The sequence below is a fragment of the Dactylosporangium sp. NPDC006015 genome (genome assembly GCF_040614215.1).
Classification (GTDB): Bacteria; Actinomycetota; Actinomycetes; order Mycobacteriales; family Micromonosporaceae; genus Dactylosporangium; species Dactylosporangium maewongense.
The window spans coordinates 123,794-141,487 of sequence record NZ_JBEXUD010000024.1; the positions used below are offsets into that span (position 1 = coordinate 123,794).

The 17,694-nt window shown below is 72.5% G+C and carries 16 protein-coding genes and 1 pseudogene; 11 read left to right on the forward strand and 6 right to left on the reverse strand.

All coding sequences use genetic code 11. The features are described 5' to 3' along the window. Window positions 1-50: 50 nt before the first annotated feature. The 5 genes from ABZ321_RS34620 to ABZ321_RS34640 are packed head-to-tail and all read left to right on the forward strand — an operon-like array spanning window position 51 to window position 4,051. Window positions 51-1,244 (forward strand): sensor domain-containing protein, encoded by a 1,194-nt coding sequence (locus ABZ321_RS34620; RefSeq protein ID WP_344503771.1) that lies wholly within the window; start codon window positions 51-53, stop codon window positions 1,242-1,244. After that, window positions 1,232-1,873, forward strand: a complete 642-nt coding sequence (locus tag ABZ321_RS34625) for a response regulator transcription factor (RefSeq protein ID WP_344503770.1) — start codon at window positions 1,232-1,234, stop codon at window positions 1,871-1,873. Before ABZ321_RS34620 ends, ABZ321_RS34625 begins: the two co-directional genes overlap by 13 nt. Before the next feature lie 9 nt (window positions 1,874-1,882). Continuing rightward, window positions 1,883-3,124, forward strand: coding sequence for an exodeoxyribonuclease VII large subunit (gene xseA / locus ABZ321_RS34630; protein WP_344503769.1), 1,242 nt, complete (start codon window positions 1,883-1,885; stop codon window positions 3,122-3,124). Between the two features lies 1 nt (window position 3,125). Next, complete coding sequence (locus ABZ321_RS34635; protein WP_354899203.1) at window positions 3,126-3,872, forward strand: GNAT family N-acetyltransferase; 747 nt, start codon at window positions 3,126-3,128, stop codon at window positions 3,870-3,872. Beyond that, window positions 3,869-4,051: an exodeoxyribonuclease VII small subunit gene (locus ABZ321_RS34640; RefSeq protein WP_344503767.1), complete on the forward strand. Its 183-nt coding sequence runs from the start codon at window positions 3,869-3,871 to the stop codon at window positions 4,049-4,051. Before ABZ321_RS34635 ends, ABZ321_RS34640 begins: the two co-directional genes overlap by 4 nt. A 1,968-nt stretch (window positions 4,052-6,019) precedes the next feature. Here ABZ321_RS34640 and ABZ321_RS34645 read toward each other — a convergent pair. Then, window positions 6,020-7,129 (reverse strand): annotated as a pseudogene (locus ABZ321_RS34645) (DNA recombination protein RmuC); the annotation flags it as partial. A gap of 39 nt (window positions 7,130-7,168) precedes the next feature. Between ABZ321_RS34645 and ABZ321_RS34650 the strand changes: the two are divergent. After that, a complete protein-coding gene (locus ABZ321_RS34650; protein ID WP_354899206.1) occupies window positions 7,169-7,972 on the forward strand; it encodes a hypothetical protein in 804 nt (267 codons plus the stop codon). Window positions 7,973-7,977: 5 nt separating this feature from the next. Here the strand turns inward: ABZ321_RS34650 and ABZ321_RS34655 are convergent, their stop codons facing one another. The 3 genes from ABZ321_RS34655 to ABZ321_RS34665 all read right to left on the reverse strand — a co-directional run bounded on the left by ABZ321_RS34655 (window position 7,978) and on the right by ABZ321_RS34665 (window position 11,908). Then, window positions 7,978-9,894, reverse strand: coding sequence for a tetratricopeptide repeat protein (locus tag ABZ321_RS34655; RefSeq protein ID WP_354899209.1), 1,917 nt, complete (start codon window positions 9,892-9,894; stop codon window positions 7,978-7,980). A 143-nt stretch (window positions 9,895-10,037) separates the two neighbouring features. After that, entirely contained in the window at window positions 10,038-10,526 is a 489-nt protein-coding gene (locus tag ABZ321_RS34660) for a methylated-DNA--[protein]-cysteine S-methyltransferase (protein ID WP_354899212.1), read from the reverse strand. Continuing rightward, window positions 10,526-11,908, reverse strand: a complete 1,383-nt coding sequence (locus tag ABZ321_RS34665; protein ID WP_354899214.1) for an AlkA N-terminal domain-containing protein — start codon at window positions 11,906-11,908, stop codon at window positions 10,526-10,528. Before ABZ321_RS34665 ends, ABZ321_RS34660 begins: the two co-directional genes overlap by 1 nt. Before the next feature lie 195 nt (window positions 11,909-12,103). On the opposite strand from ABZ321_RS34665, the gene ABZ321_RS34670 reads away from it, so the two are divergent. Further along, the gene (locus ABZ321_RS34670) at window positions 12,104-12,655 is read left to right on the forward strand and encodes a hypothetical protein (RefSeq protein ID WP_354899216.1); all 552 of its coding nucleotides are present in this window, start codon (window positions 12,104-12,106) and stop codon (window positions 12,653-12,655) included. 35 nt (window positions 12,656-12,690) lie between these two features. Here ABZ321_RS34670 and ABZ321_RS34675 read toward each other — a convergent pair whose 3' ends face one another. After that, window positions 12,691-13,506, reverse strand: coding sequence for an AAC(3) family N-acetyltransferase (locus ABZ321_RS34675; RefSeq protein WP_344503761.1), 816 nt, complete (start codon window positions 13,504-13,506; stop codon window positions 12,691-12,693). 34 nt (window positions 13,507-13,540) lie between these two features. Between ABZ321_RS34675 and ABZ321_RS34680 the strand changes: the two genes are divergently transcribed. The 4 genes from ABZ321_RS34680 (at window position 13,541) to ABZ321_RS34695 (ending at window position 17,184) form a co-directional block, all read left to right on the forward strand. Then, window positions 13,541-14,371, forward strand: coding sequence for a TIM barrel protein (locus ABZ321_RS34680; protein ID WP_344503760.1), 831 nt, complete (start codon window positions 13,541-13,543; stop codon window positions 14,369-14,371). 71 nt (window positions 14,372-14,442) lie between these two features. After that, on the forward strand, window positions 14,443-15,615 hold the full coding sequence (locus ABZ321_RS34685; protein WP_354899219.1) for an endonuclease/exonuclease/phosphatase family protein: 1,173 nt from the start codon (window positions 14,443-14,445) through the stop codon (window positions 15,613-15,615). Between the two features lie 9 nt (window positions 15,616-15,624). Then, window positions 15,625-16,710: a redox-regulated ATPase YchF gene (gene ychF, locus ABZ321_RS34690; RefSeq protein WP_344503758.1), complete on the forward strand. Its 1,086-nt coding sequence runs from the start codon at window positions 15,625-15,627 to the stop codon at window positions 16,708-16,710. 9 nt (window positions 16,711-16,719) lie between these two features. Further along, the gene (locus ABZ321_RS34695) at window positions 16,720-17,184 is read left to right on the forward strand and encodes a phage tail protein (RefSeq protein ID WP_354899223.1); all 465 of its coding nucleotides are present in this window, start codon (window positions 16,720-16,722) and stop codon (window positions 17,182-17,184) included. 27 nt (window positions 17,185-17,211) lie between these two features. Here the strand turns inward: ABZ321_RS34695 and ABZ321_RS34700 are convergent, their stop codons facing one another. Next, on the reverse strand, window positions 17,212-17,523 hold the full coding sequence (locus tag ABZ321_RS34700) for a 4a-hydroxytetrahydrobiopterin dehydratase (protein ID WP_344503756.1): 312 nt from the start codon (window positions 17,521-17,523) through the stop codon (window positions 17,212-17,214). Window positions 17,524-17,694 lie beyond the last annotated feature (171 nt).

A 17,694-nucleotide genomic window follows, 5' to 3' on the forward strand; every position in this document is an offset into this window, starting at 1 on the left:
TCACCTGGGTGCCGGTCCGATCCGCGTTGGAGTCGCTGACGCTGCCACCCATGAAGTTCCTGACGTCCTCGTGGCCGTGGCGGTCGCTGCTGTACCTCGGCAGCGGCGGTCTCTTCGGGGTGGTCCTGGGGGCGGCGCTGTTCGGCCTGCTCGCGTTCGGGGTGATCCTCACGCTGTTCGTGGTCGGCATCGCCGGGTTCCTCGCGTTCGCGCTGTCCGGCGTCTTCGTCGCCAAGGTCGAGCGGTGGCGGCTGCGGCTCGTCGACGCCGTCGACCTGCCCGACCTGCACCGGCCCGTCGAGGAGCCGGGGCTGCGCGCGTGGGTGACGACCCGGCTGCGGGAGGGGGTCACCTGGCGCGAGCTGGGGTACACGATCGTGATCTGCGCGATCCTGGGCTGGCTCGACTCGCTCGTCGTCGCGTTCGTGGTGTGGGCGGTCACGGCGCTGCTCTGCGGCCCGCTCTACATCGACGACACCCCGCTGGGGTGGACGCTCCTGGGCAGCGTCGCCGGCCTCGCGCTCACGGTGATCATGTTGTACCCGGTGACGGCCTGGGCGGGCGCGCGCGCCGCGATCACCCGGTCGATCCTGGGGCCCCGCGCCGAGGACGACCCCCGGCTGGTGGAGCTGACCAGGTCCCGGGCGCGGCTGGTCGACGCGTTCGAGGTCGAGCGCCGCCGCATCGAGCGTGACCTGCACGACGGCGCGCAGCAGCGGCTCGTGGCGCTGAGCATGCAGCTCGGCCTGGCCCGCCTGGAGCTGCCCGACGGTTCGCCCGCCGCGGATCCGGTACGCCGCGCGCACGACCTCGCGAAAGAGGCGCTCGCCGAGCTGCGGGAGCTGATCCGCGGCGTACACCCGAAGATCCTGACCGACCGTGGACTCGCCGCGGCGGTCCGCGAGGTCGCCGACCGCGCCCCGCTGTCCGTCGACGTCGACATCGCCCTGCCCGCCCGGCTGCCGGAGCCGGTCGAGGTGACCGCATACTTCGTCGTCGTCGAGGCCCTCGCCAACGTCGCCAAGCACAGCGGCGCGCGGCGGGCCAGGGTCGTCGCGTCGGTCGTGTTCGACCGCCTCACCGTGCAGATCCGCGACGACGGCCGGGGCGGCGCCGACCCGGCGCGCGGCACCGGACTCGCCGGGCTCGTCGACCGGGTCGCGGCCGTCGGCGGGACCGTCGCGCTCGCCAGCCCGCACGGAGGGCCTACGGTGGTGCACGTGGAGCTTCCGTGCGGGTCGTGATCGCCGAGGACGGGATTCTCATCCGGGAGGGGATCGCCGGCCTGTTGCGGCGGTTCGGCCATGAGGTCGTCGCCGCCGTCGGCACCGCCGACGAGCTGGTCGCCGCGGTCCATGCCGCACCACCCGACCTGGTGGTCACCGACGTGCGGATGCCGCCGGGGTTCACCGACGAGGGGCTGCAGGCGGCGATCGCGCTGCGGGCCACCTTCGCGAACCTGCCGGTGCTGGTGCTCAGCCAGTACGTGGAGCAGACGTACGCGGCCGAGCTGCTGGACTCCGGGCGGAACGGGTACGTCGGGTACCTGCTGAAGGACCGCATCGGGGACGTGGCCGAGTTCGTCGACGCGGTGGACCGGGTCGCGGCCGGGCACACCGTGGTCGACCCGGAGGTGGTGATGCAACTGCTGGGCCGCCGCCGCGACCCGCTGCAGCGGCTCACCCCGCGCGAGCGCGACGTCCTGGCGCTGATGGCCGAGGGGCGGTCCAACGCGGCGGTCGCCCGCACGCTCGTGGTGTCGGAGGCGGCCGTCTCGAAGCACATCAACAGCCTGCTTGCCAAGCTGGACCTGCCCCCCGACGAGGACGACCACCGCCGGGTGCGGGCGGTTCTCGCGTACCTGCGCGGCTAGGGTGTCTCAGTGACTACTGACGCTCCGTCGTCGACCTCCGACTCGCCCTGGCCGGTCCGGGTCGTCTCGCAGAAGATCGGCGCGTGGATCGGCAAGCTCGGCTGGATCTGGGTCGACGGCCAGGTCGCGCAGATCACCCGGCGCCCGGGCACCAACACCGTCTTCCTCACGCTGCGCGACCCGTCGGCGGACCTGAGCCTCACCGTCACCACCAACCGTGACGTCGTCGACCTCGGCGCGCCCGGCCTCAGCGACGGCGCCCGGATCGTCGTGCACGCCAGGCCCGAGTTCTACGCGGCCCGCGGCTCGCTCAGCCTCCGCGCCGACGAGATCCGCCAGGTCGGCCTCGGCGAGCTGCTCGCCCGGCTCGAGCAGCTCAAGAAGCTCCTCGCCGCCGAAGGCCTGTTCGACCGGGCGCGCAAGCGCCGGCTGCCCTTCCTGCCGTCGAAGGTCGGCCTGATCACCGGCCGGGCCAGCGCCGCCGAACGCGACGTCCTCACCAACGCCCGCCGCCGCTGGCCGACCGTCGACTTCCGGGTCATCAACGTCGCCGTGCAGGGGACTTCCGCGGTACCGCAGATCATCGACGCCCTCGCCGTCCTCGACCGAGACGAGACCGTCGAGGTCATCGTCCTCGCCCGCGGCGGCGGCTCCACCGAGGACCTGCTGCCGTTCTCCGACGAGGCGCTGTGCCGGGCCGTGTTCGCGTGCCGGACCCCGGTCGTCTCCGCCGTCGGCCACGAGACCGACGTGCCGCTGGTCGACTTCGTCGCCGACGTGCGCGCCTCCACCCCCACCGATGCGGCCAAGCGCGTCGTGCCCGACCTCGCCGACGAGTTCCGCCTGATCGGCCAGGCCAAGCAGCGCCTGGACCGCGCGATGTCCGGCCTGCTCGACCGCGAGCAGCACCGCCTCGACGCGATCCGCTCCCGCCCCGTCTTCGCCCGCCCGCTCACGATGGTGGAGCACCGCGCGTCGGACGTGACCCAGCTGCGCGACCGGGCCACCCGCAACCTGAACCACCGCCTCGACCGGGCGTCGACCGAGCTCGAACACACCCTCGCCCGCCTGCGGACCCTCTCCCCGCTGGCGACCCTGGAGCGCGGCTACGCCATCGTCCAGCGCCCGGACGGCGCCGTGGTCCGCGCCGCCGCCGACGTCACCCCAGGCGACGAGGTCCGCGTCCGCGTCGCGTCGTCCTCCTTCACCGCCACCGTCTCCGGAACCGTCTCCGGCAACTCTGAGGGCTGACATGTCGCAACGGATCCAGGACTACCTGCTCGCCAGCGCTTCCGCGGGCCGCGAGGTCGTGCCCGCCGGCCCGTTCACGGTGACCATCAGCCCCCACGACCCCCTCGTGTACATCAACTACGCGATCCCGTCCGCCGGCGCCGACCCGACCCCCGCGGACATCGCCGCGCTGGAGGAGGCCTTCGTCTCCCGGTCGCGGACGCCCCGCCTGGAGTACCTGCCGGGCCTGGCCCCGCTGGTCGAGCCCGCCCTGGTCGCCGCCGGCTTCACCGTCACCGACCGCCTCCCCCTGATGGAGTGCCCGCCCGGCGCCGTCGCCGACCTGCCCCTCCCTCCGGACATCGAGCTCGTCACCCCCGTCACGGACGGCGAGCTGCGCGACCTGCTCACCGCCCAGCACGAGGCCTTCGGCGAACCCCCGCCGGGCGCCGCCCATCTTGAGAAGGCCCGCACCTCCGGCGGCGTCCGCGTGCTGGCCCGCACCCTGTCGGGCGAGCCCGTCGGTGGCGGCGCGGCGGTCGCGGTGAAGGACGGCATCAGCGAGGTGGCCGGCATCGCCGTCCGCCCCGCGTTCGAACGCCGTGGCATCGGCGCCGCCGTCACCGCCCACCTCACCCGCGCCGCCCACGCGGCAGGCGCCACCCTCGTCTTCCTCACCCCCGGCGGCGACGCCCAGGAACGTGTCTACAGCCGCGTCGGCTACCGCCGCACCGACTCGGTGCTCTTCCTGACCAAGGAGTCCAAGTGACCGACCTGTCGTACGAGCAGGCCAGAGCCGAACTCGCCACCGTCGTCGAAAAGCTCGAGTCCGGCGGCACCACCCTCGAGGAATCCCTGGCCCTCTGGGAACGCGGCGAACAACTCGCCACCATCTGCCAACGCTGGCTCGACAACGCCCGCGCCCGCCTCACCACGGACCGCAGCTGAGCTGTAATTCCCGCTGTAATTCCCCCACCGCTGCCGCGGCGGGGCCCGGCGGGGATTCTCACCCGCACCCCAATGCGCCGCTCCGCGACGCACTGCCCGCGCCGAGACGCGAGGCAGAGCAAGCGGCGCTTGCGCGCCGCATCCGGTGGCCGCCCACCGCGGTGGTCCGGGTGAGCCGCCACCCGCCCGTTGATCGAATGGCAGTTCTGGCCGTGATGGCGACCAGAACTGCCATTCGATCAACGCGGAAGACCGAGATCAGCGTCCGACCAATCGAGTCCACGAGAACTGCACGGGGATCATGAGGCCCTGGTGTCGGTTGGATAGCACCTCGGGTCCGCGATGACTCCGGCGGCAGCCGTAGCCGACGGCGAGGCTGACCTGAGCGCCGCCGGTGTGGCGCTCCAGCCGCTTTGAGGGGCCGGACGCTGGCAGTGAACACCAGGTCCAGCGCGCCGACAATGCGCAGCCACCAGGGGTCGCTCTCGTCGGCGAGTTCAGCATCGTGGCACGACGGGCCGGCGGCGGGCGTAGGGCGTCGTGCGAGACAGCACTCCGTCGCGCTGGTGCTCCCCAGATGGCCCGGCGGGGACTGCCGCGTCCCATGTGGGTGTCGGTGCCCTCTGGCTGGCGGTCCGGGCGGCAGGTGCGTGGGTCCGGGACGGTCGGTGGCCGGAGTGCCGTGTGGCCTGCGGAAGTCGTGTTGGCTGACAGGTCGCCCGGTCGGTCCAGGTGGAAGGTGTGGTGGGGGCGGATCGTCGGTGGACAGCTGCTGCAGGTGTGTTGGGCGTGATCGTTGCTTTCGACCACTCCTGCTGACGGCGGCTTGGAGGACGCTCTGTCGCACCGGTTCTGCGCAGGCGGGTGGCAAGGACGGCTGGGCTCATGGGTGGTTGTTGGGTTGCGCGTGTTGTGTGTGCTGTCCGGCAGATCCAGGCGGATCCGGACGGAGGGTGTGGCGGCGCGGGTTGGCGGTGAACAGCAGCTGTGGGGCGTTGGGTGTGCTCGTTGCTCGCGGCCGCTCATGCCGATGACTCGGAGGAACTGTTCGGTCGCGTTGGTGTTGGGGAGTGGGCTCAGCGGGGAATCGCGCCCGTGAATGGATGGATTGCGGGTGTTGTCTGTGCTGGCTGGCCGGTGGGTGAGTCCGGGCGGAGGGGTGTGGTGGGGCCGGGCCAGCGGCGACGGCTGGGGCCGATGGGCTGGCGTGGTGGGTTGGTGTCGTGCTGTTGGCTGGCGGGCACGTCGGCTGGCGGGTCCGGGGCGGGAGCGTGGTGGGCCGGGACGGCTGGCCGGAGGCGGTGGCGGTTGGCGGTTCGAGTTGGAGCAACGCTCTGTCGCAGCGGTGCTGTGCGGGCGGGCCAGCGACGACGACGGCCGGGCTCATGGGGTGACGTGGTGGGTTGATGTCGTGCTGTTGGCCAGAGGGCACGTCGGCCGGCGGGTCCGGGGTCGAAACACGATGGTCCAAGCGAAAACGCGGTGGGCCGGGACAGCCGGCCGGATGCGGTGGCGGCGGTTCGGGAGGCGATCGGTGGTGGCCGCGGGTGTCCTGGCCTGCTACTGAGGTGGGTCTTCGCGGAGGGCGGCGAGCAGGATTTCGTACTCCGACTCGGGGAGTTGCTGGGGGGCGTGCGGTCGTTCAGGTCTGGTGGGCGTTGCGTGGTTGCTGTGCTGCGGGACGAAGGGCTCCCGGGAGCCGTGGAACGAGCTCGGGTCGGTGGGGCGGGGACCGGCAGAGGCCTGCGAGGGGTGCGGCACCTGCGAGGAGTCCCGCAAGTGTGAGGAGTCCCGCAGCGGCGAGGTGTGCGGCAGCTGCGAAGAGCCCGGCAGTTGTGAGGGGGAAGGCAGGTGCGAGGGGTCTGGCAGCTGTGAGGGCGGCGAGGTGTCCGACGGGTGCGAAGGGGTGGGCTGGTCGGAGGAGCCCGAGAAACCCGAGGAGTCGGAGGAGTCCTGGGGTTGGAGGTGGCGGGGGGTGAGCTCGACCTGGGACGGGGTGGGGAGGGGGTCGGCGCTGATGCCGAGCTCGGCCAGGCGGCGGGCGCTGACCAGGACGCGGGCCTCCAGGGAGCCGACGGCCTTGTTGTAGGAGGAGACGGCGGTGCCGAGGGCGGTGCCGACCTTGGCGAAGTGGTCGCCCATGGTGGTGAGGCGGGCGTAGAGCTCGCGGCCGGTGCGGTGGACGGCCAGGGCGTTGTGGGCGAGGGACTCCTGGCGCCACGCATAGGCGATGGTGCGCAGCAGGGCGACGAGGGTGGCCGGAGTGGCGAGGACGACGTTACGGGTGAACGCGTGCTCCAGCAGGGTCGGGTCGTGCTGGAGGGCGGCGTCGAGGAACGTGTCGGCGGGCATGAAGAGGACGACGAACTCGGGGGCGGGCTCGAAGGCGGCCCAGTAGGACTTGGCGGCGAGGGCGTCGACGTGGCCGCGGAGGTGCTTCGCGTGCTGCCGCAGGTGGGCGGTGCGGCCGGCCTCGTCGCGGGCCTCCATGGCGCTGAGATAACCCTCGAACGGGGCCTTGGCGTCGACGACCACCTGGCGGCCGCCGTGCAGGCGGACCACGAGGTCGGGGCGGACGACGCCGCCGTCGGTGGGGGCGGTGACCTGCTCGTCGAAGTCGCAGTGCTCCAGCATGCCAGCGGCCTCGACGATGCGGCGCAGCTGGTGCTCGCCCCAGCGGCCGCGGATCTGCGGCGCGCGCAGGGCGGAGACGAGCTGGCGGGTCTCGGTGCGCAGCTCGCCGGAGACGTCGTGCATGGCGCGGACCTGCTCGCGCAGCGACTCATAGGCGCCGACGCGGTCGCGCTCCAGGTCGGCGACGCGGCGCTCATAGCGCAGCAGGGCGTCGTGCAGCGGTGCGACGGCGTCGGCGACCGCGTCCTGCGTCTGGGCGCGGGCCTCATAGGTGAGGGAGCGCAGCGACGACTCGAGCCGGGCCTCGCCGTCGCGGGTCGCCTGCAGGGTGGCCTCCAGCTTCGCCACATCGACCGCGGCGCGTGACCGCGCGGCGAACCAGCCGAGCGCGGCGCCGGCGGCGAGCCCGATGACGATCAGCACGAGTTCCACGGCTACCAGCATGCACGAGGGGTACGACAGAAAATGGGTACCGTCGAAGTCATGGGAACGTGGATCGTCCTCGCCGTCCTGCTGGTGGCCGCGGTCGCCGCGGTCGCCGCGTTCGTCGCCGCGGGCAACCGGAAGAAGGCGGACGCCCGTGAGGACGCCCTCCGCTGGTATGAGCGGCTCGGCGGCCAGGTCATGAACCTCTCCGGCGACACCCCCGCGGTGCGGCAGGCGCTCGTCGACGCGGGCGAGCGCTACACCGCCGCCGGCGCGCAGCTGGAGCGTTCGACGTCGGTCCGCCAGTACGAGCTGGCCCGCGAAACCGCCCTCGAAGGCCTCGCGTACGTGCGGGCGGCCCGGGTCGCGCTCGGCATCGACCCCGGACCGGACCTGCCGCCGCTCGCGGGCGCCCGCGCGGGGCAGCTCACCAAGGACCGCGAGGTCGACGTGCAGGGGCACCGGTTCCGGGCCGGTCCGCACCCGGGCGACGCCACCCCTTACTACTACCCGGGCGGGCAGGTGGCGGGCCGCGGCGTGCCGGCCGGCTGGTATTCCGAGCCGTGGTGGAAGACGGCCCTGGTCGCGGGCGCGTGGGGCGTCGGGTCGCTGCTGGTGTTCGACGCGCTGTTCAGCCCGGCGTGGGGCGACTCAGGCTATGGCGCGGGCTTCGACGCCGGCTTCGACCAGGGCTACGACGCCGGCGCAGACCAGGGCTATGACAGCGGCGCAGACCAGGGCTACGACGGCGGGGACCAAGGCTACGACGGCGGGGACCAAGGCTACGCCGGCGGGGACGCGAGCGACTTCGGAGGCGGGGACGACTTCGGAGGCGGAGACGACCTCGGCGGGGACTTCTGAAAGGCTCAGTACCGGCTTCCCTGAGTGCCCCTGGCCGCCCGCTCCGCGAGCGCCAGATCCGACGCCGCCGCCCGCGCGAACGGGCTGCTCGCCCCCAGCAGCTGCGCATACACCGACTGCGCCGCCCGGTACTCGGTCACGGCCTCGTCCAGCCGCCCCAGGTCGTGCAGCACGCTGGCGAGCCGGTGCCGCGAGACGGCGGTGTCGAGGTGGACCGGCCCGAGCAGGTGCAGCCGGCTGCCGAGCACGGCCCGGTGCTCCTGCTCCGCCTCCTGCAGCCGCCCCGCGTGGTGCAGCGCGGAGGCGAGCAGGCTGCGCGACATGAGCGTGTCGCGGTGCTCCGGCCCGAGCAGCCGCGCCCGCGCCCGCATGACGGTGCTGTGCTCGTCGATCGCCCGGTCGAGCTCGCCCATGTCCTGGTACACCTTGGCGAGGTTGCTCCGGGAGATCAGCGTCTCCTGGTGGTTGCTGCCCAGGACGCGGGTGCGCGCCTCCAGGACCCGCTGGTGCTCGCCCTCGGATCGGGTCAGGTCGCCGAGCTGGTGGTAGATCGTCGCGAGGTGGCTGCGGCTGGTCAGCGTGTCGGGGTGGTCCTCGCCGAGGATGCGCATCCGCGCGGTGAGCACCTCGTCGCACTCGACGAGCGCCTCGGCCAGGCGGTCCAGGTCGCGCAGCACGGTCGCGTGCTGGTCCCGGGCGGTGAGCGTGTCGGGGTGGTCCCAGCCGAGGGCGTGCGCGCGGGCGTCGACGATCTCCCCGTACGCCTCCTTCGCCTCCTGCAGCTGGCCCCGCCAGTGCAGGTCGGTCGCCCGCTGCCAGGTCGCGGAGTCGTCGTAGACGCGCGGCGCGGGGGAGGGCCGGCGCCGCGGCTCCGGGCTGGGCCATTCAGCGGGGTCCGGCTCAGGCGAGGCCGCCGCATGCGACGGCGTGGCCGCATGGGACGAGGTCGGGGAGTGCTGCGCCGGGATCGACGGCCCGAACACCGGCGCCGCCGTGCCGAACGTGGGCGCCGGCGGCTGCATGACCGGCGGCCGCGGGGGAGCGGGCGGGGGAGCCGGCGCCCGCGTGGGGATCCGCACCGCCTGCTGCGGCTCGAAGATCTCGTCGTCCACGTACGGATCGGGCTCGGGCTCGAACGAGTCGGGCGAGAACCGCTCGGGCACGAACCTGTCCGCGGGGTGCGAGGCCGGCGCGGCCTGCTGCTGCACCACCTCGGGCACCTCGATCGGCGACTCGAGGCCGCGCCGGCGCAGCTCCCGCTTGAGCGAGACGATCGCGTCGGAGATGCCGTCGCTGTGGTCGCCGAGGCGCCACGCGACCGCCATGACGGGCCGGTCCAGCGCGATGCTCAGCTGCCGGACCGAGCTCAGGATCGAGTCGTCGGGCGAGGCGTTGACGATGACGAGCGCCGCCCGGAACGCGGCCGTCTGGCCGACCAGCAGCGCCTGATACGTGCTCTGCATGCGGGCGATGGAGAACCCGGTGCCGGCCCGGATGTCGACGATGATGTGCGACTCGGACATGGCGATCGGCCCGAGGAAGTAGCCGAAGACGGGCTGCAGCTTCTGCCCCTCGCGCCCGGCCGCCTCGTACAGCGCCGCGTTGGCGCCCTCGTGGTAGGCGATCGCCTGTGGGGCGTGACCGCGGATGAGCTGGACGAAGCGGTCGTACGCCCCCTCGGCGTCGCCTTCGAGCTGGGCCTTGCCGGCGGAGGCGACCCGCTCCTCACGGTCCGCGGAGCGGACCACGATCGTGCCGCCGGACAGTCCCGCGAGCCCGACCAGGACGCCGGCCGCCACGAGGGCGGCGGCGCCGGCGGTGCTGCGGAACTGCATCGTGGTGAGCACGCCCAGTGCGACCAGGGCGAGCCCGACGAGCACGACGGTGAATCGGGTCTGGCTACTCCATCGTCCGCCAGTCATCGGCCCTCTTCTAAGCGATCTACGCCCGCAGCAATGGAAAAGATCCGCAGCGTGACGAGAATCTTCCCACGAACGAACCAGTCCACGGTAGATCGCCTACGTGAACCCCGCCATTCACGCAGTTGAGAAGACAAAACTGTCAATTAAGCGACAGAAGCCTCATGATCGAGCAGCCACCGCTTGACCGGCAGGCCCCAGCGGAACCCGCCGAGGGTCCCGTCGGTGCGCAGCACCCGGTGGCACGGCACGAAGAGGGCGGCCGCGTTGCGGGCGCAGGCCTGCGCGGCGGCCCGGATCGCCGGCGGCCGGCCGGAGAGCACCGCGAACTCGCTGTAGGTCACGGGCGCGCCGGCCGGCACCGTCCGCAGGACGTCCCAGGCGTGGGTGAGGAACTCGCCGCCGGGACGCTGGCGCACCACGACGTCGTCGATCGCGTGCACGTCACCGTCCAGGTAGGACCGTGCGGCCTTCTGCGCGTCGCCGACGTCGCCGACCTGCCGCGACGCACCCACCTCGACGAACAGCGACAGCTCCTCGAGCGAAGCGGTGAAGCCGCTGGCCAGCACCGCGCCGTCGCCGTCCACCACGATCGTGAGCGGACCGGCGGGAGTGGCTGAAACGGAGTACAACATCAGAGAATCCTCCAGAGTCGGATGGCGGCGTAGGAACGCCACGGCCGCCAGCGCTCGGCGTGCGCGGCCAGGGATCGGGGGTCGTCGGGCAGGCCGAGGGCCCGCGCGCCGCGCAGCACCCCAAGGTCGGTGGGCAGGAACGCGTCGGGGTCGCCGAGGGCGCGCATCGCCACGTAGGAGGCCGTCCAGTCGCCGATGCCGGGGATCTCTTTCAGGCGGGCCACGGTCTCCAGGCGGTCGCCGCCGCCGTCGAGGCTCAGCCCGTCCAGCACCGCGGACGCCAGCGCGCGCAGCGTGCGCCGTCTGGCGGCCGGCATCGGGAAGGCGGTGTCCGGCAGCTCCAGCAGGGACGAAGGGGTGGAGAACGCCAGCCGGCGCAGCACGGTCCGGGCCGCTGCGACCGAGATCTGCTGCCCGACGATCGCGCGGACGGCGATCTCGAACCCGTCGACGGCGCGGGGCACCCGTACACCCGCCTCCTTCAACACCAGAGGCGCCAGGAGCGGGTCGTCGCCCAGCACGGCGTCCACGGCCGCGGGGTCGGCGTCGAGGTCGAAGAGGCGGCGGCAGCGGGCCACCGCCGGGGCCAGGTCGCGCAGGTCCGTGAGGCGCAGCGTGGCCGCGACGTGCCCTTCCTCGGGGCGCAGCTCCGCGGTGCCGGTGCCGTGCGGCAGGCGGAGGTTTCGCCGGTACGAGTCGCCGACCCGCTCGTCGATGCCCTCGATGGCCCGGTCGCCGAGGAACGACAGCAGCGCCTCGGCGTGCAGCGGCGCCCGGAACGGCAGCCGTACGGACACCACACCCGGATCGAGCGACGGCTGCGTGCGCCGCACGCGCAGGTCCGACGGCGTGCGGCCGTAGATCTCGCGGACGGTGTCGTTGAACTGCCGCACGCTGCCGAACCCGGCCGCGAACGCGATCTCCGCCAGCCCGAGCCGGGTCGTCTCGATCAGCACCCGGGCCGTCTGTGCCCGCTGCGCCCTGGCGAGGGCGAGGGGGCCGGCCCCGACCTCCGCGGTCAGCATCCTGTGCAGGTGCCGTTCGGTGTACCCGAGGCGCCCCGCCAGGCCGGGAACCCCGTCCCGGTCGACGACGCCGTCGGCGATCAGGCGCATCGCCCGGCCGACCACGTCGCCGCGCACGTCCCACTCCGGCGAGCCGGGCGCCGCGTCCGGCCGGCAGCGCAGGCACGCCCGGAAGCCCTCCCGCTGCGCCGCCGCGGCCGTCGGCAGGAAGCGCACGTTCTCCGCCTTCGGCGTGATCGCCGGGCAGGACGGCCGGCAATAGATCTTCGTCGACTTGACCGCGGTCACGAAGACCCCGTCGAACCGCGCGTCGCGGCTGATCGCCGCCCTGCGACAGGTGTCGAAGTCCAGTTCCATGCCACCTATCCTCCCCCGCAGGTCCGCCGAGCGGCTGGCGGAAATCGGACCTCGGTGTCCGGCCCGGTCGAAGGCGTGTCAGGTTCCGGACCGGCCACTGGCACGTTTGCGGGATTCACCTGCCCCGCGGGTTGTCTAAGTTGATCCCACCACCGAGAAAACCGACGGCCCCCCAGCCGAGATGGAGATAGCACCATGAGCGACTACGAGACCGACCCGGCCACCGGCGAGCTCGGCGAGGCCGGCGACGCGGGCACCGCCTACGGCGAGCCGGAGATCATCACGCTCGAGGGCCAGGACGGCGCCACGATCTACGCCGTCGACGTGGACCACGACGGCGACGCCGAGGCCGCCGGGTACGACAAGGACAACGACGGCCAGCTCGAGCAGATCGCGCTCGACACCGACGGCGACGGCACGCTCGAGACCAGGATGGTCGACCTCGACGGCGACGGCTCGTTCGACGCGGTGCTCACCGACACCGACGGCGACGGCCGCATCGACGTCGCGGCGCTGGACGCCAACGGCGACGGCCTCGTCGACCGCGTGGTCGCGGACACCGACGGCGACGGCGTCATCGACACCGACGTCAAGGACGAGAACTTCGACGGCGTCGCCGACTCCGTCTCGCAGGACGCCGACGGCGACGGCGACAGCGACGTGACGGTCACCGACACCGACGGCGACGGCACGTTCGAGACCGTCCGCTACGACGACCCCAGCACCAACCCCCTGGCCCAGGCCTGACGCATGTCACGCAGGGGGTCCGGCCCGCGGTGACCTCAGCCGGACCCCCTGCGTGACAGCCACATCGCGCCGAAGTCGACCAGCGCCCGCTGCCGCATCAGCCGCGCCGTCCCCGACCCGACCGGCCCCACCCGCTCCCCGCCGGTGATCGCGGCGAAGTCCTTGCCGAGCGGCTCGAACAGCGACGTGTCGTCGGCCAGCTCCCGGTACTCGACCCAGCGCCGCTCGCCGTCCACCAGGATCGGCGACCCCTGCCGGAGCCACCGCGACGAGGCGGACGCCGCGCGGTACTCCGAAAGATGCAGCGACGTGTTGTTGTCGTGCCCGACGCCCAGCAGCAGCACCCATGCGTCCGCCTCGTAGAGCCGCGCGAGCGGCGAGCCCTCGCCGAGGCCGTCGTCGAGCGTGTGCCCCTCGGTGATCCGTCCGGCGTCCGGGCCGAGCGCGGCGAACGACACCGTCGGGTGGTCGCTGCGCCGTACACCTGGAAAATGCCGGAAACACTCGGGCACGGCCCCCATGAAGTTGGTCGGGGTGACGCGCGGGTCGAAGGCCGGCGTCTCCGCCCGGATCACCGCCCACCAGGACTGCGGCACCGGTGGGTTGCCCCAGTCGGCCGGCTCGGTCAGCTGCCGCGAGTGCGTCGGCATGACCAGCGTGCCGTCCGGCCCGATCGCCGCCAGCAGCGCCGTCACGACCGCCTGTGCGCCGCCCGCGACCCAGCCGAGCCGCGACAGCGACGTGTGGACGATGACGGTCGCGCCCGCCGGCAGCCCGAGGGTGGCCAGCTGCCCGACCATGCCCCGCACGGTCCCCGGCACGGCCGCCCTGGCGATGGCGTCCTTCTCCACGTCGAACAATCCTAGTGAGTGAATACTGTTCGGCATGGTCGAGTGGGTACTGTCCGGGTTCGGTGACGAGATCGACGACGATCCACGCGTGCAGCTGGCGGTGCTGCGGGCGGTCGGCGCGTCGCACATCGAGGTCCGCAGCGCCTGGGGCGTCAACGTGGCCGACTTCGACGACGAGCTGACCACGCGCCTCGCCGCCGCGCTGGCGGCCGCCGGGGTGGCGGTGTCGGCGGTCGCGTCGCCCATCGGCAAGACCGACGTCTTCGGTGACCCGGACGCCGAGCTGGCGCGGCTGCGGGCCGTCATCACGCTCACCCGGCGCCTGCGGAGCCGGTACGTGCGGCTCTTCTCCTTCTACCGGCCGCCGGGGGTCGCGGTGGAGGCGACCCGCGACACCGTGCTGCGCCGCCTGCGGGCCTTCGCCGACCTCGCCGAGCGCGAGCAGGTCGTGCTCCTGCACGAGAACGAGAAGGACGTCTACGGCGACGTGCCGGCCCGCGTGCTGGACCTGATCGAGTCGGTCGGCTCGCCCGCACTGCGGGTGGCCTGGGACAACGCCAACTTCGTGCAGGTCGGCGTCCGCCCGTTCAGCGACGGCTACGCGATGTTGCGGCCGCATCTGGAGTACCTGCAGGTCAAGGACGCCCGGTCCGCCGACGGCGCGGTGGTGCCCGCCGGCGAGGGCGACGGCGAGCTGCTCCAGACGGTGACGGCGCTGCGCGACGACGGCTGGACCGGCTTCGCGTCGCTCGAGCCGCACCTCGCCGACGGCCCCGACGCGGCGAAGACCGGCCCCGCGGGGTTCGGCCGGGCGGCGCGCGCCTTCGCCGCCCTCACCGCGGGCGCGGGGATCACGCTGCGGTAACTCCCGGTCACCGGGGGATACGACGGGTTGCCGACTGTGGGTCCGCGAGCGCGTTGCTACGGTCCGTGGTCATGCGCTTGGCGACGTACAACGTGGAGAACCTCTTCGCCCGGGCCCGGGCGCTCGACCCGGCCGACCCGGCGAAGGGCCAGCCGGCGCTGTCGGCGTACGAGACGTTCAACCGGATCGCCGCCCACCCCGTCTACTCCGACGAGGACAAGGCCGCGATGCTCGACGCCCTGGAGACGCTGCGGGTCTTCGTGCGCACCCGGGCCGGCCGGCGGGCCAACCCCGACCTGTTCGGCGACGCGTTCGCGGTGCTGCGGGAGAACCGCGGGGACTTCCTCGCCGCGCCCGCCGACGCCGAGCCGCACGTCGTCGCCACCGGCCGGTCGTCCTGGAACGGCTGGGTCGGCCTCATCGTCGACCCGGTCGACGAGGTCGCCACCCGGATGACCGCCCGGGTCGTCGCCGACGTGGCCGCCGACGTGCTCTGCGTCGTGGAGGCTGAGAGCCGCCCCTCGCTGGTGAAGTTCAACGACGAGCTGCTCGGCGGCCGGTACGGCCACGCCATGCTCGTCGACGGCAACGACCCCCGCGGCATCGACGTCGGCCTGTTCTGCGTCGACGGCATCGAGATCGACTGGGTCCGCAGCCACGTCGATGTCCCCGATCCGGGTTCCGACCGGCGCTTGTTCAGCCGTGATTGTCCGGTGTACCGGTTGCTGCTGCCGAGCGGCGAGGTGTTGTACCTGCTGCTCAACCACCTGAAGAGCCAGTCCTTCACCAGCGGCGACCCGGACCCGCTCCGCACGCGCCAGGCGACCGAGGTCCGGGCCATCTACGACCGCCTCCGGGCCGGGGGTGCTTCGTTCGTCGCGGTCGTCGGCGACTTCAACAAGCGCCCCGACCACCCCTCGCTGCGCCCGCTGCTCGGCCCGGAGTCCCCGCTCGTCGACGCCTACTCGCTGCCGGCCTTCTCGCAGCTGTACGACCCGCTGGACCGCGACCACGAGCGGCCCGGCAGCTTCCAGTCGTGCACGATCGGCAACCGCCTGGACTACATCCTGCTGTCGCCCGAGCTCGCGGCGCGGGTCACCGGCGGCGGGGTCTTCCGGCGTGGCCTGTGGGGCACGCCGTCCAACGTGAAACGGCCGCGGCTGTGGGACGCGTACCCCGAGATCACCAGCGCCCGGCACGCCGCGTCCGACCACGGTGCGGTCTGGGTCGAGGTTGACCTGTAGCTTTTACGCGTGGCACTCAGCATCGGGATCGTCGGCCTGCCCAACGTCGGCAAGAGCACCCTGTTCAACGCGCTCACGAAGGGCGACGCGCTCGCCGCGAACTATCCGTTCGCGACCATCGAGCCCAACGTCGGCGTCGTCGGCCTCCCCGACGCCCGGCTCGGCAAGCTCGCCGAGTTGCACGACTCGCAGAAGATCATCCCGGCGCCGGTCTCGTTCGTCGACATCGCCGGCCTCGTGCGCGGCGCCTCGAAGGGCCAGGGCCGCGGCAACGCGTTCCTCGCCAACATCCGCGACGCCTCCGCGATCTGCCAGGTGGTGCGCGCCTTCGCCGACCCCAACGTGGTCCACGTCGACGGCAAGGTCTCCCCGTCCGACGACATCGAGACGATCAACACCGAGCTGATCCTCGCCGACCTCCAGACGATCGAGAAGGCCCTGCCGCGCCTGGAGAAGGAGGCGAAGGTCCAGAAGCAGCGCGCCGGCGTCGCCGCCGCCGCGAAGGCCGCCGCCGAGCTGCTCAACGGCGGCACCACCCTCTACGCGGGCGCCGCGAAGGCCGGCATCGACGTCGCGGAGCTGCAGGAGCTGCACCTGCTCACCGCCAAGCCGTTCCTGTACGTCTTCAACGTCGACGAGACCGGCCTCGCCGACCCCGCCTTCCTGGACGAGCTGCGCGCCCTGGTCGCCCCGGCCGAGGCGATCTTCCTCGACGCGAAGATCGAGTCGGAGCTCACCGACCTGGACGAGGAGGAGGCCCTGGAGCTCCTGGCGTCGATCGGCCAGCCCGAGCCCGGCCTGCACCAGCTCATCCGGGTCGGCTTCCGCACCCTCGGCCTGCAGACCTACCTCACCGCCGGCCCCAAGGAGACCCGCGCCTGGACGGTCCCGATCGGCGCCACCGCCCCCGAGGCCGCCGGCGTCATCCACTCCGACTTCCAGCGCGGCTTCATCAAGGCCGAGGTGGTCAGCTTCGACGACCTGATGACCGCCGGCTCCCAGAACGCCGCCAAGGCCGCCGGCAAGGTCCGCATCGAAGGCAAGGACTACGTCATGCAGGACGGCGACGTCGTCGAGTTCCGCTTCAACGTCTAGGGGCCGCAGGTGTCGTACGTCGTCGATTTCGAGACCGTCTCCACCACCGGCCTGGAGTCCTCACCGGTCGCCGAGACCCTCGCCGGCCTGCGCGCCAACGAGGCCCGCTACTTCCGGAACAAGTACGACCACGTGTTCACGGTCGAGCCGGCGCCGGCGGCGCAGGACGCGGTGGCCTACGTGCACCGCATCCTGCAGGAGGAGCGGGACCTCGTCATCGGCTCCCGCCCGCTGGAGGTGTCGGCCTTCGAGGTCGAGGGCGTCCGCTGGACCTACGTCTTCTACGAGTCGGGCCTGTCGGTCAACGTGCTCTACACCCTCGAGGCGGGCGGCAAGCGGGCCGTCGGCTTCAAGCTCTCCGACGGGATGGAGGTCCCGGACGAGCTCGCCGACCGCTTCAAGTTCGCCCGCCAGCGGTCCAAGCTCGCCGGCACCATCCGCGGCTCGTTCTTCGTCATCAAGGGCGAGTACTGACGCTGCCGTCCAGCTGTACCCGGCGGATCAGGCGGCGCCGGCGATGATGGTGCGGTAGAGGTCCTCGATGCGGGCCGCGAGGGTCACTTCGCCGGGGGACAGGTCCGTCATGCCGGGGACGCGTAGGCGGATCTGGGTGCGGCCGTCGAGGCGGCGCACGTCGGGGCGCACCTGGAGCGCGTCGGCGACGATCTTCATGCGCTCGGTCAGTGCCGCATGCTGGGAATCGTCCAAGTGCAGTGTCCGGCGAATCTCTTCGCCGTCGTGCGTCCAGCCTTGCAATAAACCCAGCGCGTCGCTGAGATAGTCACGGTGCTGTTCGCTTCGCCTTGCCCGCATAACGACCTACCCTCCCGCGGCATCGTTGCCGGCTTGTGGCCGTTTCGAAGCCTGCCCGTCATCAACGGTGTCTGCAAGTCTGCTGGGCGACTGGTGGATCTGTCCACGGCCACATTTCCCTCGTCTGGTGAACAACAGGGCAGAGCCCGCAACCGGAACTTCATTTCGATC

Excerpts from the sequence above, each read along its gene's own strand:
- ABZ321_RS34620 (WP_344503771.1), top strand. The coding sequence starts at position 51 with ATGAAGTTCCTGACGTCCTCGTGGCCGTGGCGGTCGCTGCTGTACCTC.
- ABZ321_RS34635 (WP_354899203.1), top strand. The coding sequence starts at position 3,126 with ATGTCGCAACGGATCCAGGACTACCTGCTCGCCAGCGCTTCCGCGGGC.
- ABZ321_RS34650 (WP_354899206.1), top strand. The coding sequence starts at position 7,169 with ATGGGAACGTGGATCGTCCTCGCCGTCCTGCTGGTGGCCGCGGTCGCC.
- ABZ321_RS34655 (WP_354899209.1), bottom strand. The coding sequence starts at position 9,894 with ATGACTGGCGGACGATGGAGTAGCCAGACCCGATTCACCGTCGTGCTC.
- ABZ321_RS34660 (WP_354899212.1), bottom strand. The coding sequence starts at position 10,526 with ATGTTGTACTCCGTTTCAGCCACTCCCGCCGGTCCGCTCACGATCGTG.
- ABZ321_RS34665 (WP_354899214.1), bottom strand. The coding sequence starts at position 11,908 with ATGGAACTGGACTTCGACACCTGTCGCAGGGCGGCGATCAGCCGCGAC.
- ABZ321_RS34670 (WP_354899216.1), top strand. The coding sequence starts at position 12,104 with ATGAGCGACTACGAGACCGACCCGGCCACCGGCGAGCTCGGCGAGGCC.
- ABZ321_RS34680 (WP_344503760.1), top strand. The coding sequence starts at position 13,541 with ATGGTCGAGTGGGTACTGTCCGGGTTCGGTGACGAGATCGACGACGAT.
- ABZ321_RS34685 (WP_354899219.1), top strand. The coding sequence starts at position 14,443 with ATGCGCTTGGCGACGTACAACGTGGAGAACCTCTTCGCCCGGGCCCGG.
- ABZ321_RS34700 (WP_344503756.1), bottom strand. The coding sequence starts at position 17,523 with ATGCGGGCAAGGCGAAGCGAACAGCACCGTGACTATCTCAGCGACGCG.